This window comes from Lacimicrobium alkaliphilum (genome assembly GCF_002591895.1).
In the GTDB taxonomy this organism is placed as follows: domain Bacteria; phylum Pseudomonadota; class Gammaproteobacteria; order Enterobacterales; family Alteromonadaceae; genus Lacimicrobium; species Lacimicrobium alkaliphilum.
On sequence record NZ_NISX01000001.1, the window covers coordinates 339,258 to 353,459 of the forward strand.

17 protein-coding genes and 1 pseudogene are annotated in these 14,202 nt (G+C 46.4%); 9 read left to right on the top strand and 9 right to left on the bottom strand.

All coding sequences use genetic code 11. The features are described from left to right. Positions 1 to 3: 3 nt before the first annotated feature. A complete protein-coding gene (locus CDA54_RS01570; RefSeq protein WP_099033237.1) occupies positions 4 to 1,575 on the bottom strand; it encodes a cation:proton antiporter domain-containing protein in 1,572 nt (523 codons plus the stop codon). A 161-nt stretch (positions 1,576 to 1,736) separates the two neighbouring features. On the opposite strand from CDA54_RS01570, the gene CDA54_RS01575 reads away from it, so the two are divergent. Then, positions 1,737 to 2,234, top strand: a complete 498-nt coding sequence (locus CDA54_RS01575; protein ID WP_099033238.1) for a DUF2165 family protein — start codon at positions 1,737 to 1,739, stop codon at positions 2,232 to 2,234. Here the strand turns inward: CDA54_RS01575 and CDA54_RS01580 are convergent. Next, entirely contained in the window at positions 2,231 to 2,503 is a 273-nt protein-coding gene (locus CDA54_RS01580) for a Tll0287-like domain-containing protein (protein WP_099033239.1), read from the bottom strand. The two genes, CDA54_RS01575 and CDA54_RS01580, sit on opposite strands and share 4 nt — an antisense overlap. Positions 2,504 to 2,690: 187 nt before the next feature. Here CDA54_RS01580 and CDA54_RS19805 point away from each other — a divergent pair. The 4 genes and pseudogenes from CDA54_RS19805 to CDA54_RS01600 all read left to right on the top strand — a co-directional run. After that, positions 2,691 to 2,843 (top strand): annotated as a pseudogene (locus tag CDA54_RS19805) (class II glutamine amidotransferase); the annotation flags it as partial. A gap of 253 nt (positions 2,844 to 3,096) precedes the next feature. Beyond that, positions 3,097 to 3,387, top strand: a complete 291-nt coding sequence (locus tag CDA54_RS01590; RefSeq protein WP_099033241.1) for a high-potential iron-sulfur protein — start codon at positions 3,097 to 3,099, stop codon at positions 3,385 to 3,387. 111 nt (positions 3,388 to 3,498) lie between these two features. Further along, the gene (locus CDA54_RS01595) at positions 3,499 to 4,128 is read left to right on the top strand and encodes a tetratricopeptide repeat protein (RefSeq protein ID WP_099033242.1); all 630 of its coding nucleotides are present in this window, start codon (positions 3,499 to 3,501) and stop codon (positions 4,126 to 4,128) included. A 119-nt stretch (positions 4,129 to 4,247) separates the two neighbouring features. Beyond that, positions 4,248 to 4,565 carry a GGDEF domain-containing protein gene (locus CDA54_RS01600; protein WP_180237081.1) on the top strand — a complete coding sequence of 106 codons (318 nt, stop codon included), beginning with the start codon at positions 4,248 to 4,250 and terminating at the stop codon, positions 4,563 to 4,565. Positions 4,566 to 4,833: 268 nt separating this feature from the next. Here the strand turns inward: CDA54_RS01600 and CDA54_RS01605 are convergent, their stop codons facing one another. Then, a complete protein-coding gene (locus CDA54_RS01605; protein WP_099033244.1) occupies positions 4,834 to 5,172 on the bottom strand; it encodes a hypothetical protein in 339 nt (112 codons plus the stop codon). Between the two features lie 80 nt (positions 5,173 to 5,252). Here CDA54_RS01605 and CDA54_RS01610 point away from each other — a divergent pair, with 80 nt between their 5' ends. Further along, the gene (locus tag CDA54_RS01610; protein WP_099033245.1) at positions 5,253 to 6,710 is read left to right on the top strand and encodes a glutamate-cysteine ligase family protein; all 1,458 of its coding nucleotides are present in this window, start codon (positions 5,253 to 5,255) and stop codon (positions 6,708 to 6,710) included. Further along, positions 6,707 to 7,708 carry a M14 family metallopeptidase gene (locus CDA54_RS01615; RefSeq protein WP_099033246.1) on the top strand — a complete coding sequence of 334 codons (1,002 nt, stop codon included), beginning with the start codon at positions 6,707 to 6,709 and terminating at the stop codon, positions 7,706 to 7,708. Before CDA54_RS01610 ends, CDA54_RS01615 begins: the two co-directional genes overlap by 4 nt. A gap of 33 nt (positions 7,709 to 7,741) precedes the next feature. On the opposite strand, the gene CDA54_RS01620 is transcribed toward CDA54_RS01615, so the two are convergent. The 3 genes from CDA54_RS01620 to CDA54_RS01630 all read right to left on the bottom strand — a co-directional run bounded on the left by CDA54_RS01620 (position 7,742) and on the right by CDA54_RS01630 (position 9,344). Next, entirely contained in the window at positions 7,742 to 8,050 is a 309-nt protein-coding gene (locus CDA54_RS01620) for a DUF1840 family protein (protein WP_229748044.1), read from the bottom strand. A 38-nt stretch (positions 8,051 to 8,088) separates the two neighbouring features. Then, entirely contained in the window at positions 8,089 to 8,364 is a 276-nt protein-coding gene (locus CDA54_RS01625) for an Lpp/OprI family alanine-zipper lipoprotein (protein ID WP_099033248.1), read from the bottom strand. A gap of 65 nt (positions 8,365 to 8,429) precedes the next feature. Beyond that, on the bottom strand, positions 8,430 to 9,344 hold the full coding sequence (locus tag CDA54_RS01630; RefSeq protein ID WP_218962357.1) for a L,D-transpeptidase family protein: 915 nt from the start codon (positions 9,342 to 9,344) through the stop codon (positions 8,430 to 8,432). A gap of 177 nt (positions 9,345 to 9,521) precedes the next feature. Here CDA54_RS01630 and CDA54_RS01635 point away from each other — a divergent pair, with 177 nt between their 5' ends. After that, positions 9,522 to 10,928, top strand: a complete 1,407-nt coding sequence (locus tag CDA54_RS01635; protein WP_099033249.1) for an MBL fold metallo-hydrolase RNA specificity domain-containing protein — start codon at positions 9,522 to 9,524, stop codon at positions 10,926 to 10,928. Between the two features lie 19 nt (positions 10,929 to 10,947). On the opposite strand, the gene CDA54_RS01640 is transcribed toward CDA54_RS01635, so the two are convergent. After that, the gene (locus tag CDA54_RS01640; RefSeq protein WP_088328497.1) at positions 10,948 to 11,193 is read right to left on the bottom strand and encodes a hypothetical protein; all 246 of its coding nucleotides are present in this window, start codon (positions 11,191 to 11,193) and stop codon (positions 10,948 to 10,950) included. 167 nt (positions 11,194 to 11,360) lie between these two features. Here CDA54_RS01640 and fabA point away from each other — a divergent pair, with 167 nt between their 5' ends. Beyond that, the gene (gene fabA / locus CDA54_RS01645) at positions 11,361 to 11,879 is read left to right on the top strand and encodes a 3-hydroxyacyl-[acyl-carrier-protein] dehydratase FabA (protein ID WP_099033250.1); all 519 of its coding nucleotides are present in this window, start codon (positions 11,361 to 11,363) and stop codon (positions 11,877 to 11,879) included. Between the two features lie 66 nt (positions 11,880 to 11,945). On the opposite strand, the gene rmf is transcribed toward fabA, so the two are convergent. Together rmf and CDA54_RS01655 are read right to left on the bottom strand one after the other, a co-directional pair. After that, positions 11,946 to 12,122 carry a ribosome modulation factor gene (rmf, locus tag CDA54_RS01650; RefSeq protein ID WP_082633216.1) on the bottom strand — a complete coding sequence of 59 codons (177 nt, stop codon included), beginning with the start codon at positions 12,120 to 12,122 and terminating at the stop codon, positions 11,946 to 11,948. A 357-nt stretch (positions 12,123 to 12,479) separates the two neighbouring features. After that, positions 12,480 to 14,195 (bottom strand): DUF3466 family protein, encoded by a 1,716-nt coding sequence (locus CDA54_RS01655; protein ID WP_099033251.1) that lies wholly within the window; start codon positions 14,193 to 14,195, stop codon positions 12,480 to 12,482. Positions 14,196 to 14,202 lie beyond the last annotated feature (7 nt).

Genomic DNA, 14,202 nt, shown 5'->3' on the forward strand with positions numbered 1-14,202 from the left:
GGCTTACGCTGATTTTTTTAGCAGTTGCAGACTTTCTTCGGCAAAGCCGGTACCGGCTTCGGTATAAAAGTTGAACACATGATCAATACCATGCTGAATCATTTCTATACGCTCGTCTTCATAGCGGGCGATAGCGGCTAATTGCCCCTTGTAACCTGCTTTACGCAACTGATCATGAATATGACGAATATCTTCCGTCGAAGGCAGTGCCAACAGGATAAGGTTGGTATTGCTCATATCCATATTGTCCCATAGGTCCGCATCCTCACCATCGCCGAGCATAACCTGCATGCCCAGGTTTTTCTGGCGCTCTACGCGATCTCTGTCTGCATCCATGCCCCAGACCTGCTTACCGAGTACCTCGCTTAAGGCAAGAAATGCACCTTTGCCCACACGTCCCATACCAACTACCAATAGCTGCGCATTAACTGGCTGATGGTATATATCTTCGGGTAAACGGCGTGCTTTCTCGAAACGTTTAATCTGAATCTGATATTTTGAGTAACCGGTATGGGCATAACGATAGATAATACTGGTGATCACAAAGGAAAACGACACAGCAAGCGCCAGGATGACCAGCCATTCTTTACTTAATAACGATAGATCGACACACAGTGCCGCCACTATCAGGCCAAATTCACTGAAATTAGACAACGCCATCCCAGAGAGATACGCCGTCCTGCCTCTTAACCTTAGCCCCGTGAACATGAAGAAAAACAACATAAATTTGATCGGCAATATCAGGCACAGGAGCAGCGCAACCAGTACCATTTGCATATCCGGTAATGCGGTAAACCCGATAGACAGGAAAAATCCAATCAGAAAAAGGTCTTTGAAACTCAAAAGGGCCTTATTTAACTCGGCTGATTTGACATGGCTGCTTAACAATATTCCCATCAGCAGGGCTCCCAGGTCCCCTTTGATTCCAACGAGATTGAACAATTCGTATCCGCCAAGGGCAAGAAAGAAACCGGTAAGAGGAAGCAGTTCACCGTGCCCTGCCATTGAAACCAACCTGTTCAGTAAAGGTTTAATCAATAACAGCGCAAACAAGCCAAATGCATATATGGAGGGTATCTTACCTGTTGCCCCAACCAGAAAAAGCACCGCCAGTATGTCCTGCATGACCAGTACACCAATGGCAACCTTGCCATGACGGGTTTTCATTTCACCCGCTTCTTCGAGCATTTTTACGATACACACTGTGCTGCTAAAACTCAGCGCAAATCCAAGCAATGCTGCGGATTGCCAGTCAAGAATATCCAGGTAGGCCAGACCGGATGTGCTCAGAGCGATGCAGAGTAAACTCACCAGTGCAGACCAGAGCAACATATGGCCGCCAGTACCAAGCCATACTTCACGCTTGAGTAAATCACGAATGTTGAGCTTCAGACCAATGGTAAAAAGTAACAGTGTGATCCCCAGGTTTGCCAGGGTCTCCAGACTATCTGCAGGCTGTACACCGGCAAAGTTAAGTATAAATCCAGCCGCCAGAAAGCCGATCAGCGGTGGGAAGTGCAGCAACTTTACGCCCAGGCCACAAACAAAAGCGAACAGTATCCAGATAAAATCCATGTTGAGGTTTCTCTTAGGCGCGTGATTCTCAATACAATAATAGAGACCAGTGGGGTAAATCAAAGCCTTATCCGTAAATGTTCTGATTCACAAAGGTGCAAAGTACTGATCTTGCTGCTAAATTGTACAACGCTGGAATAGTAAATAATAAGGATATAACAATGCGGTTTTTGAAAACTCTGCTAATCGCTTTTGCTTCAATGTTTTGCCTGCTCTATGGCTTACAAAACCTGATGAACCTGGGTGCATCGTTCAGCTTTGTTCAGCAGACACTATCTATGCAGGGGCATGAACTTTATCCACAAAGTATCGGCCCTGCTATTACCTCTGAGACATTAGTGTGGGTCGTATTAAGTGTCATCATCATCCTTGAATTACTAGCTGGTTTTCTGATTTTGCGTGGCGCTTACGACATGCTGAAGGCCCTTAGAGACACAGCCGCAGAGTTTCATAAAGCCAAGCACTTTGCCGCTATCGGACTGAGCCTGGCTATAGTGCTATGGTTTGGCTTATTTTCAGCGCTAGGTGGTGCTTATTTTCAGATGTGGCAAACCCAAAGCGGTAACACAGCATTAGAAGGGGCTTTTTGGTATTCCATCCAGATGGCGGCAATACTGTTAATTCTTTTGCAAAAGGACTCTGAAGACCTGATAGATTAGTGCTGCTTCAGTTCTTTTATCAGGCTGAATGCGCCTCTTAATTCGCCTGCCTTATAGCCGGTTGCCTGATCATGTGGATAGTACTTTACCAACATTTGTTTTGTTGAGGACGCAATATCAGCACCATGACAGGCAAGGCAAACACCATCAACAGGAATGGCCTGCATATAGCGGAAATGATTGTTTTCCCCAGTAGACACTGTTGCCGATGCAGTCAAACTCTGTATGTTCTCTCCATCCTCATAACGGTGCTGAAACTGCTGTAAGATACTTTAAACAGGTAGTTCACGATTTCATCTCCTGGCAATCTTAGAAAAAATACCTGTTTAGTATGGCAATTCTGAAGAAGAGTCGTTTGATTTGGATCTATTAATTACCACACATTTACGTGCTGGATTAAAAAAGCGTACACTTTCGCCCTCCATCAATGGCTTTACAGGCAGAATAAACAATATCATGTGCGAACTAATGGGAATGTCCGCCAATGTGCCAACAGATATATGCTTTAGCTTCAAAGGCTTAAGAGAGCGGAGAGGGCGCACAGGCCCGCATAAGGACGGATGGGGAGTCGCCTTTTACAGCATAAAGGGTAACATCGATTTTTCAGAACATACCACTATTAACGATGTGGTAACGGTCGTTGCTACAGAGCCTCTGACCAACAATGAACAATGACAAAAGATGCAACCCGGAGAGAGCATCCTGTTTAAATCGGGCGAAATGGTAATAAAGACCGATCCTTAGCTCAGCTCTGCTAGTATTAATAGTTGTCCCCGCTAGGCCCGTTTTCAGACGGGCCTTTGTTGTTTCAGGTGGGGGCAAATAGCAATTATTCTCTTTCTCAACAGGCCAGAGGTAAAACATGTCAGAACTTAACAGACGAAACTTTCTGAAAATTTCAGGGGCTACCCTGATTGGGTTGACAACAGGCGGAATAACCCTTAGTGCCAGCGCTAAAGAAAAACTAAGCCTGGACAACCCCAGTGCTAAAGCACTGCAATATGTTCACAAATCGGAAAAGGACGGGCAAACTTGCGCAAATTGTATGCATATACAAGGCGACGCGAGTAAAGACTGGAGACCATGTGCATTATTTCCCAATAACCTGGTCGCCAATGATGGCTGGTGTGCTGCATGGGCAAAGGCAAAATAGGTAACGCGTAACCAATATTGTGGGTACGGTAACCCGCAATATTGGCTGGGAGATGCACACCGAATAGGGTACAGTTATCTCAGATTAGTGGTTTGAGAACAGGAAGCAGTAGTGAAGTGGATAATCCGGGTCCTCCTTGTAATCAATCTGAGCACCTGGAGCGCTTACTGTTTAGCCTTATCAGAGCAAGTAAGCCTGGATCAATTGTATGAACAAGTCAGTCAGTCCCGCCAACAGGGGCTGATCGACGAAGCCGACGAGCTGGCCCATCGTTTAATGCAGGCAGCCGCAGAGTCCGGAAGTTCTGTACAACAGGGCAAAGCAATTTTTGCCCTGGCAAGAAACCACATGGAGCGCAACCAATACCCACAAGCAAAAAACTACCTGAACCAAGCCATTGAGCTGTTTCAGGGTACTGGTAATGAGAAGTGGCTTGCGGATAGCTACCGTCAACTGGGTTTAACCTATCGATACCAGACTCAATACCCCGACGCACTCCGCTACATTTATCTGGCAATGCAAATTTATCGGCAACTCGACGATACCTCCTCAATTAGTTCTGCATATAACAGTATTGGTTTAGTGACCGAAAAAATGGGGCAATATGAGGAAGCCATACAAGCCCATCAAAAAGCCCTTGAACTTAATTATCAGTTGGAAGACAAGCCGGGCGTTGCCAGCGCTATCTACAATTTAGGAGACATCTCGAAAAAGAAAAAGCGTTACAGCAAGCGCAGTTAGACAAACAGCAGCAACAGCGCAATATTCTTTTTGGTAGTCTTTTCGTCGGATTCTTTCTGCTTTTTGTTGTTTACCGCGGTTATCAGCGTAAACGCCTGAACACTAAACTCAGCATACTAGTGAAGCGCAGAACTGAGCAACTTAATGTCAAGAATCAGGAGCTGCAGCTGGCCTATCAGAAAGTCGAGGCGCTAAGTCTTACAGACAGACTAACCGGGCTTAATAACCGCCTCTACCTTGAACAACATGTCACCAATGATCTTGAATTAAGCCGCCGCAAATATACTGACTGGCAAAACGGTAAGGCACCCAAGCCAGAGAATGCCGATATAGTCACCTTTATGATTGACCTGGATCATTTTAAACATATCAATGACCAGCATGGGCACAATGCCGGGGATTTAAGGCGTATTACTCATAATTTTTGTCTTTTGTAAGCGAGGAGAGGGTGGTATGCAGTAAATACACACAATCAGTAAGATCCCTTATACGATGGATTATTGATTTAACATAATATACATTAGTAGAGATAGTATATTTATAGTAGCTAAGTTGTGCTGGTAAATGATCAGATGAAAGTCTGGCAAGTTATGCTGATTGATATGTGGCGGTTTTTGACGTTGCTACGTGAAATCTGTGTGTGATTGTGTTGTCGTTACGCTGTCAGATTTTGCGTAGCGCATCATGTCTGATAATGCTCTACATCTAACAATCAAGAGCTAACAAACTGGTGTCCGTGTATTTACCCTGTTGCTGCGTATTTTGTATCTCTATGAGTGTATCTTTCCATTTGCTGAAAAGTTTATCCTTATTACTATCAGCATACTGCGCATGACTCTGTTCAAGAAACACAACAATGGGTTGAATATAATTATGGGCGATATAAATCATTCGTCTAGCTTGAGCATAAAGGTAGTCTTCCAGCTGTTGGTCATCTTCAACGTTAAACATCGCTTGGGTTATTGCAGCCTGTGCTCTCCATTCTGGACGTAGTTTGGGACTGTATATGTGAGCGCCCAGGTAAAGTGCGTTGATCTTTTCCAACAGAATTTGTGCCTGTTACTTGCTCCTGAGCTGATTTCTTTGTCTATAGTCATAGTTAAATCAAAAACAAAGGTTTGCCTATGGGACAATCTCTCAGTAAAGATCATTTTTCTCCGGCCGATCACACTGAGTACCGTCAGCGTATTCAACAACAACTCACAGAGCTGAAACCAATCCTTGAACAACCCGGTTTTTCAGATGGGCCGGCCAGTATCGGTGCGGAGCTTGAACTCTATATCACGGATAATAATGGCTTCCCGGCGCCCCTCAATGAAGCCCTGTTGCAGGCCATGCAACATCCCTTGCTTACCGAAGAACTGAATCGATTTAACCTGGAGATTAACCTCTCTCCGGTCGCTGCACGGGGGCAACCATTTAAAGCAATGGAAGCTGAATTGCAGCCTATTATCAAAGAGTTGCGTCAACATGCAAAAGCACACCAGGGCGATATTATAAGCATAGGCATTCTGCCTACATTAAACAGCACCCATTTGCAGAGGGACTATATGACAGATCGTCCCAGATACCGTGCACTGACCAAAGAGCTTACGGCATTAAAAGGCGAGCCATTTCTGGTAGATATAAACGGCCAGGATTCACTGAAAATGCGTTGTGATGAGGTCACCCTAGAGGGAGCCAATACCTCATTTCAGGTACATCTGAAGGTGCCTGGTGAATCCTTCGCCCGTTACTATAATGCCGCCCAGTTAGTTACGCCTCTGGTACTGGCGGTGTCCGGTAACTCTCCTACTTTTCTCGGCCAGAGACTGTGGCAGGAAACCCGCATAGCCTTGTTTAAACAGTCTATTGACTCAAGGAACCCTCAGCTGACCGAATGGCGCCAGCCCGCTCGGGTCACTTTTGGTCGTGGCTGGGTCAGAAAAGGCGCCTGGGAGCTGTTTGCGGAAAATGTTGCACTTTACCGCCCGCTGATGCCTTATCTTTCACCAGACAACTCCCCTTTCTTCGAGTTATCTCTTCACCACGGAACCGTGTGGTCCTGGAACCGGCCAGTATTTGAATACAAAAATGGCGGGCATTTACGTATAGAATATCGCGCTCTGCCCGCGGGCCCCACGGTTATCGACATGATGGCCAACGCCGCCCTGGCCATCGGGCTGACCACTGCACTGGCTGAAGATATAGAAGGCTTGCTGGCCAGACTACCCTTCCCTTACGCCGAATTTAATTTTTATCGTGCGGCGCAAAAAGGGCTGAGTACAAATGTGTTGTGGCCAACAAACAATCAGCACAGCCTGCGAGAAAGCGCAGTGGTTGATGTGCTTCGCTTCTTATTACCCGAGGCCGCAAGGGGGCTGGCAAAGCTGGGCGTTGCCGCAGAAGAATCAAATCGTCTGCTGACAGTGATTGAAAAACGCCTGGATACCGGTATCACGGGTTCCAGCTGGCAACTTAAGAGATTGGAGCAACACCTGGAATCCTGCGACCAGCAAAAGGCACTGCATCGTATGCTGGAGGATTATCAGCGTTTATCTCTAAGCGGTGAAGCCGTTGCCAACTGGAGTCTGAGTCCATGAGCGGATTAAGATTACAGCACCTCTACCCACCCTTTGAACTCTGCGTGGGTAAAACCCTCAGCAATTTTCTGCATTATCTGCCAGGGCCCAGCGTACTGCATGTACCCGGCACTGATACATCAGTAACACGGGTAGTAGTAACCTTGCTGCATGGAAATGAACCCTCAGGTCTCAGAGCCATTCACAGATTACTCAACGAGGAATTTGTGCCCCAGGTAAATACCAAATTTATCATTGCTTCTGTGGTAGCAGCCAAAACTGAGCCCCTGTTCAGCCATCGCATGCTACCCGGTCAACCGGACCTGAACCGCTGTTTTGGTACAACCAGTAAAAACCTGCAGTACCAGTTAGCCGAGGCCATCCGTGAGCAGCTCCTGTGCTTTACTCCACAAGCTATTATTGATTTACATAACACCTCTGGCAGCGGCCCGGCATTTTGTGTCAGCACCCGGGCCACACAGCAGCATCTTGCACTGACGTCTCATTTCAGTCATCGGATGATCCTCACCGATATTCAGCTTGGTTCACTGATGGAACAGGAACTGGGCTGTCCCGTCATCACGGTTGAGGCTGGGGGTGCCCAGGATGATGTGGCCGATGTGGTTGCCTGCAATGGACTGATGTCATTTCTGAGTGCAGAGAATGTGTTCCGTGCCCGGCAAGATATTGAACAGCTCACCATGCCTCGCCGGGTTGAACTTTGCCGGGGATATAACATTGCCTATGCCGATGTCCCGCTGGCCGACAAAGCGATCACGCTGCATAAAGACATTGAAAAGTTTAATTTTGGTGTGACCCCTGAAGGTACGATATTAGGTTGGGTGAGCGGAAATAATCTCGATGCGCTGACATTAGACCGCAATCACTGCAAGATTTCGCAGTGGTTTCGCGTTGACAATCATCAACTCATAACAAGGCAGGCGCTTAAGCTTTTTATGGTTACCACCAATGCCAGTATCGCCCAATCTGACTGCTTATTTTATGTGGTTGAAGCCTGAATCAGGCTAATGCCCCGCTCATTTCGAGTAATATTACTCTTCTGCCTCCCAGCTGACGTAATCCTTATGTTTTGCTGCAGATGACAGCAATAACAGCAGAGGCCGGGCACGGTGTTCAAGGCTTACCGGGTTATTTCTTTCCTCCTCTTTTTCGTCTTCATCGTTATATCCCTGGTCGTTATCCGGTGGCGAAGTCGCCGTGTGATCTTTCCCGGGCAGGTTCTTACAGGCACGCTCAAGGTGTTTACAGGCTTGCTCCACATCATCGCCTTTTATCGCACCAGGTACATTTCCGGTCTGGCCCATCATTTTCAGCAACTGCACAGCAACATCACCAAACATCGTGATATTGCTGTATGCCTTTGTTTTAAAGGTAACGATCATTTGCCGCAACAACGTTCAAACATGCGTTGAGCCTTCTCTTCCGCGTCTTTTACCATTTGCTGGGCTTTTTGTGCCTCCATCATTGCCTCTTCGGCTTTTCGATCTGCAGACTTTGCCGTTGATGCCACTTCGTTACTCAGACTATTCAACCGATTAATTTCGCTTTGCAGCTGGTCTATTTTCGCTTGTAGCACATCGCCATTGTTTGACGCACAACCGCTCAGGCCTAGAATAACCATTGCCGGGATAAGATTGAAACCTATCTTTTTCATGTTTTCCTCCGTATTTACACTGTTATAAAGCTAGTCAACTGGGGCCAGGATGCAACAATAATCGTCTAGTATGATATCTGACTTACTGTACCGAGTTGTTTTCTGGCAGTCGTAAGAACCTTATCCCAGTTAATACTTATTTGTTTTTGATTAGAGTAGCGTACCACGGCGGCCGTAACGGGTGTCAGGCTATTCAACTCTGGTTGTTCCAGCGCCGGATGCACTTCGAGCATTAATTTACCCTGCAACCAGCCTGCTTTTACCGGTTGATTGATGATTCTCACAGCAGTGCCTTCGGGCAGTTGCTCATACAGAGTCGCGATATCCTGGTTTCTTAGCCTTATACAACCATGACTGACACGGGTTCCTATGCCAAAGCCCTTGTTAGTTCCATGTAACAGATACCCTGGTAAACTCAGGTTAATCGCATAGCCTCCCAAAGGGTTATCTTTACCTGGTCTGATCATTTCCGGTAACTGGCGGCCCTGCTTACTATGTTCCTGCCGGATACTTTCTGGTACACGCCACCAGGGATCTTTATTTTTGCCGGTAACATGGGTTTCGGTAACCGGTGTATCCCAGCCAAGGCGCCCTATGCCTACCGGATAGGTGATAACGTTGTGTGTATTCTCTGGAAAGTAATACAGCCGATATTCAGCCAGATTGATGACCACACCAGATCGCCAGGTCGGTAAAATAACTTGTCCGGGAAGTCTCACATTACTGCCAGGTGGCGGGATCCACGGATCCAGTCCGGGATTTGCCGCCACCAGTTCACTAAAGCCCAGAGAATGCTGTGCGGCGATATCGGCCAGGGTTTCTCCGGCTTTAACCACTACAGTACGGTCTTCACCGACAAGATCATTCCCCTTCTCCGGTAATGCATAGGTAGCGGCCTTAGATGGAAAACAGACAAATGAAAGTCCGATTAACAGCAGTGCACTTAATCTTCTGAATATAAAAATCTGAATACTATTCAATAAGTTATTCTCTTATGAAAAAAACTAACGCCCGTGTATTAAAACTAACACAGAGATATAAGCGAAGCGTCAGCAAAGGGCTGATCTATATCAAATATATTTCCGAATTTTATGTCTGCTATTGTATATGCTGCTAACGTAACAGTTCAGAATCATTTTTAATAAAAGGACTATCAAATGGCTACAGTTACCTTTCTTGGCGCAGCGCAGGAGGTTACGGGCAGTTGTCACCTTTTGGAATCTGAGTGTTTCGGGCAGATTCTGTTGGATTGCGGTATGCACCAGGGAGGCGATTTGCTCAGCCGGCTTGAGGAAGAACAATTTGAGTTTAATCCCGCAGGCATTGATGTCGTTATTCTCTCTCATGGTCACTTGGATCATTGCGGTATGTTGCCAAAACTGGTTCATCAGGGCTTCGATGGTCCGATTTACTGTACGAAGGCAACAGCAGATCTACTGGTAGTCATGCTCAAAGATGCAGCGGGTTTGTATGAACGAGATCTGGAACGTGAAAATCTCAAAAATAAACGTAAGGGCAAACCAGAGCGTAAGCCAGAATACACCATGAAGGATGTTGAAAAAGTACTAAGCCTGTGTGAGGGACTGGACTACTGCAAAGTCAGACCTATTTGTTCAGGGAATGCTAATGTCCGGTTACATGACGCAGGACATATACTGGGCTCCTCTATCATTGAACTGACCTTTACCGAACATGGCAATGAAAAGACCCTGGTATTTAGCGGTGACTTAGGCAAACGGGATGCTGTACTCATGAATGATCCCAGCTCTCCGACTAAAGCCGACCTGGTGCTGATGGAGAGCACTTATGGTGACAGAGAGCACCGTACCGAAGGAGACACCCTCGAACAGCTCGAACAGATTCTGAGAGATACCTGGAAACGAGGCGGTAACGTGATGATCCCCTCTTTCGCTGTAGGCCGAACTCAGGAACTGCTATTTCATTTAGGCTGCCTGCGGCAACAGAACAAGTTAGATAGCTGGCAGATTTTTCTCGATAGCCCGATGGCCATTGAAGTCACCCGAATTTATGAAAAGTGGCTGGAATTGCTGTCTGAAGAAGATACCCGGCACCTGGATACAAATCATAAGGCGCCGCTGGAAGAGTTTCTGCCTAATCTTTTTCTGGCTGTCACTCCGGAAGACTCCATGGCCATCAACAAAATAAAGAGCGGAGCTATTGTCATTGCTGGCAGTGGTATGTGTACAGGTGGGCGTATTCGTCACCATTTTAAACAGCGCATCTGGAACCCCAACAACACATTAATCTTTGTCGGGTTCCAGGCGCGCGGTACTCTGGGCCGCATTCTGGTCGACGGTGCCCGGCATATCAAGTTGTTTGGCGAACAATATGTCGTTAAAGCACAAATTGAGACACTCGGTGGTTTTTCCGCTCACGCCGGCCAGTCCGGGCTGGTTAACTGGATCAGCCATTTTAAGCCAGTACCACAAGTGGTTTTGGTGCATGGCGAGCCAAAAGCTCAACAAGCCCTGGCTGATCGACTTTACAAAGACCAAAACCTGCGTGTCGGCATTCCCGCTCGTAATCAGAGTCTGGCCTTTTAGTTAGTCGGATGTCCTGTATTCAGTAGTCATGCTTTTTCAGCCATTCGTTTAGCAGCTTAATCTGGCCACACCGATAAGCTGCGTAAGTTACGCGTAACGCATTACTGAGTAATTCGCTATCGGTCCAGCCGCTTTTCTCGGCCAGCTCCTGATAACATTGCATCGCCTTGGGGTTCACATATCCCCTCACCTCTTTTCGGCCTTTCTCTTTCTGACGTTCTCGAAATCGTCTTTGTTTTTCCGCATTCACATTGGTGTTTTTCATATTTACCCGGGATATTTTTTGATTGGCTCATCGGCAGATCTTACCACTGTGAAGCGGCTTGTATGATTATTCTGCTGATATTGAAAAAAAGTTACTGTTCAGAGTTGTTTGGCGTACGAGTGTTCGCTAAATTAAGGCGCTCAATAATCTTTAACCATAAGTGAAATATGACACTCAAACAATCTAGCTTTTCCCGAGAAGATTTGCTGGCCTGTAGCCGGGGCGAATTGTTCGGCCCGGGTAACAGCCAATTGCCCGCGCCTGACATGTTGATGATGGATAGAATCGCTCATATCTCAGAACAAGGCGGCGATTACGATAAAGGACATATTATTGCTGAGTTAGATATTTCTCCTGATTTGTGGTTCTTCGACTGTCACTTTCCCGGAGATCCGGTTATGCCGGGTTGTCTGGGTCTGGATGCCATGTGGCAACTTGTCGGCTTCTTCCTGGGTTGGTGTGAAGGTCCGGGAAAAGGTCGGGCTCTGGGGGTTGGCGAGGTGAAGTTTACAGGTCAGATTCTACCAACAGCAAAAAAAGTCACTTACAAAATTCATATGAAGCGTGTTATCAAACGTAAACTCTTTATGGGTATGGCTGACGGTATTGTCGAAGTGGATGGCAGGAAGATATATGAAGCGAAAGACCTTAAAGTCGGCCTGTTTCAGGACACCAGCAATTTCTAACTTTTAAAAAATGACTCCTTAAATAGTTTAAAAGCCCCATAAGGGGCTTTTTTAACAGATGACGGACTAGCGATTCACTAACCCAATACTTCGATCTTCCTGAGCGGCTCGCCACCCTCCTAACCATTGAGACCGACTATCCATTGTCTGGTAAGGGCAAATTTCTTTGGAACGACCTGATATGCCAGCTTGGTAACCTTTAGCATGAGCACGGGAAAGTTTATCTCTTTTCTGTCTTTTCATTTAGATACCTCATCCGTAGAGTTTTAAGTTGTGATCATTACGACCACAACTATGTGATAGAGGATCTGTAGAAATGGTTCAATATAACTTCTCTCAGGTACTTATTGACATCATTTAACTAACTGAATTAGTAAAATATTTTCCTTACACTATTTAGTAATAAAATTGTAATAAAACACCTGTTATGGAATAACACTAAAAATCAAAAGGATATCTTTTAGATGGGAAAAAATGAATAAAAACAAATGTTTCTATGTTCTGTTTGGAGGGTGCGTCGGAGATGCACGGGACGAATCTCCAACCATATACTGCTGACCGGCCGGGATCTTCAGTAACAGATCCCGGCGGAAAACGGATTTATCGATATCGTCTTCTCAGACCCAGCATTGTCAGAAACGTCAGTAGCAACCAACTCATACCAGCTCCCTGGCGTTCCTGCTTGTCACCTGAATCATCACAATCATCGACACTTCCACCAGGAATCGGAACCAGTTTTACTGCCATAACGGTTTCTTCCGTAATTTCATTGCCGTTATCATCCAGAATTGGCTCACCGACGATATCCTTACGAATACCTGTTACTGTAGCCACTGCGGAAATTTCACCATTTTCATTGATGCTCTGCGCCTGCACTAGCGTGTAAGGAGAGTCACAGCCAACCAGATCATTGAGATCCTCAAAACGCTGTTCACTAATGTCATACAAAAATGCATGGCGACGACGGGTAGAACTGCCGATCACCGAGTCGATTTCACCTTCCCCGACTATTTGTCCCTGGTCGTTTATATCTTTTGCAATACTGGCCGAGCCGGGAAAAAAGTCCTCAGGGAATACCAGTTCCTCTGTATCCAGGTTGTAAGTGAAAAATTTGGTACGATCGAAGCCGTTAATCGTCTTAATGGCGTATCCCACAACTACATTATTATTGTTAATGGCAGTGGCCGTACTGAGTGTATTTGAACGGTTCAGGGTGGAAATGGAGTAATCTTCCTGATCGGCAATAACCTTTACTTCACCGTCTTTAAATATGGCTGCGTAATTACGTACCACCTCATCACGAAACGGATTCAGGTGGCTTGATTCACCCACAGCAATACCTTGCTCATTAACATCCGCCGCCCGACTAGCATAAATCCCCGTATCATCTTCCTCAGGCTGATAACTGATGCCGTAGGTAGTTTGGCCACTGATCGCGCCGTCCGCACTTAGTTGCCAGACACTGGCCCGAGTCTGAAAGAAGCGCTCCAGAGAGCGGTTATAGTTAGACTCGAGGCCGATAACGGCATTGTTGTAGCAAACCTCTACCGGAGCATCCACACTACTCTCTTCATCATTACAATCATCCATTGCTGATATCAGAATTTCATTTGCTTCCAGCGACACAGAGCCAGCCACCAGGTAGTTGTCAGTTATGGCATTAGCTTGGCCATAACCGCCCAGAGATGTATCTTCAGGCGGTAAATCAACCAACTCCCCATTGATTCTGACAAACCCTCTGCGCTTGAATTCTCTGGCTACGTAAGTCAGAGCCTCGTCTTCGTCATCTATCCAGGGAAACTTCGTGTAAGGTGCGCTTCCATAGCCAGCGACATCTCCCTGACTATTAATATCAGTCACATAGGTATCAACACTGCGGGTGAGTCCGCCCATATCCGTATCAACAATATCAAACCCTGTAACTTCGTTGCTGCCGCTGGAATCTGTGACAAAACTATGGATTGAGCCGAGTTTCTGAAACAGAGGATTTCCCGGTACAGTCCCCACCAGATAACGATAAATAATTACCCGATCTTCAGCACTAATCTGGCCGGCTTCTACGGCTTCCGGATCATTCAATTGATCCCGCAACGTCTGGTTTTCACTCAGATTCAGTAAACTGGTGTCAATTGGCGGATTAAACGGAGTCTGCACCAGTATTCCTGTTTGCCCTTGCGAATTGATGGCAGTGGCAAAGGTAGCAACGCCCTTGTCCGTCGCGTCAAGTTCAACGATCTCATAGCTGGCCGCTGATACGCCAAGGCTTAAACACGCCAACGCCAATGTGGAAAAGGGGTAAAGTTTTGCTTTTGTCATTTGTTAT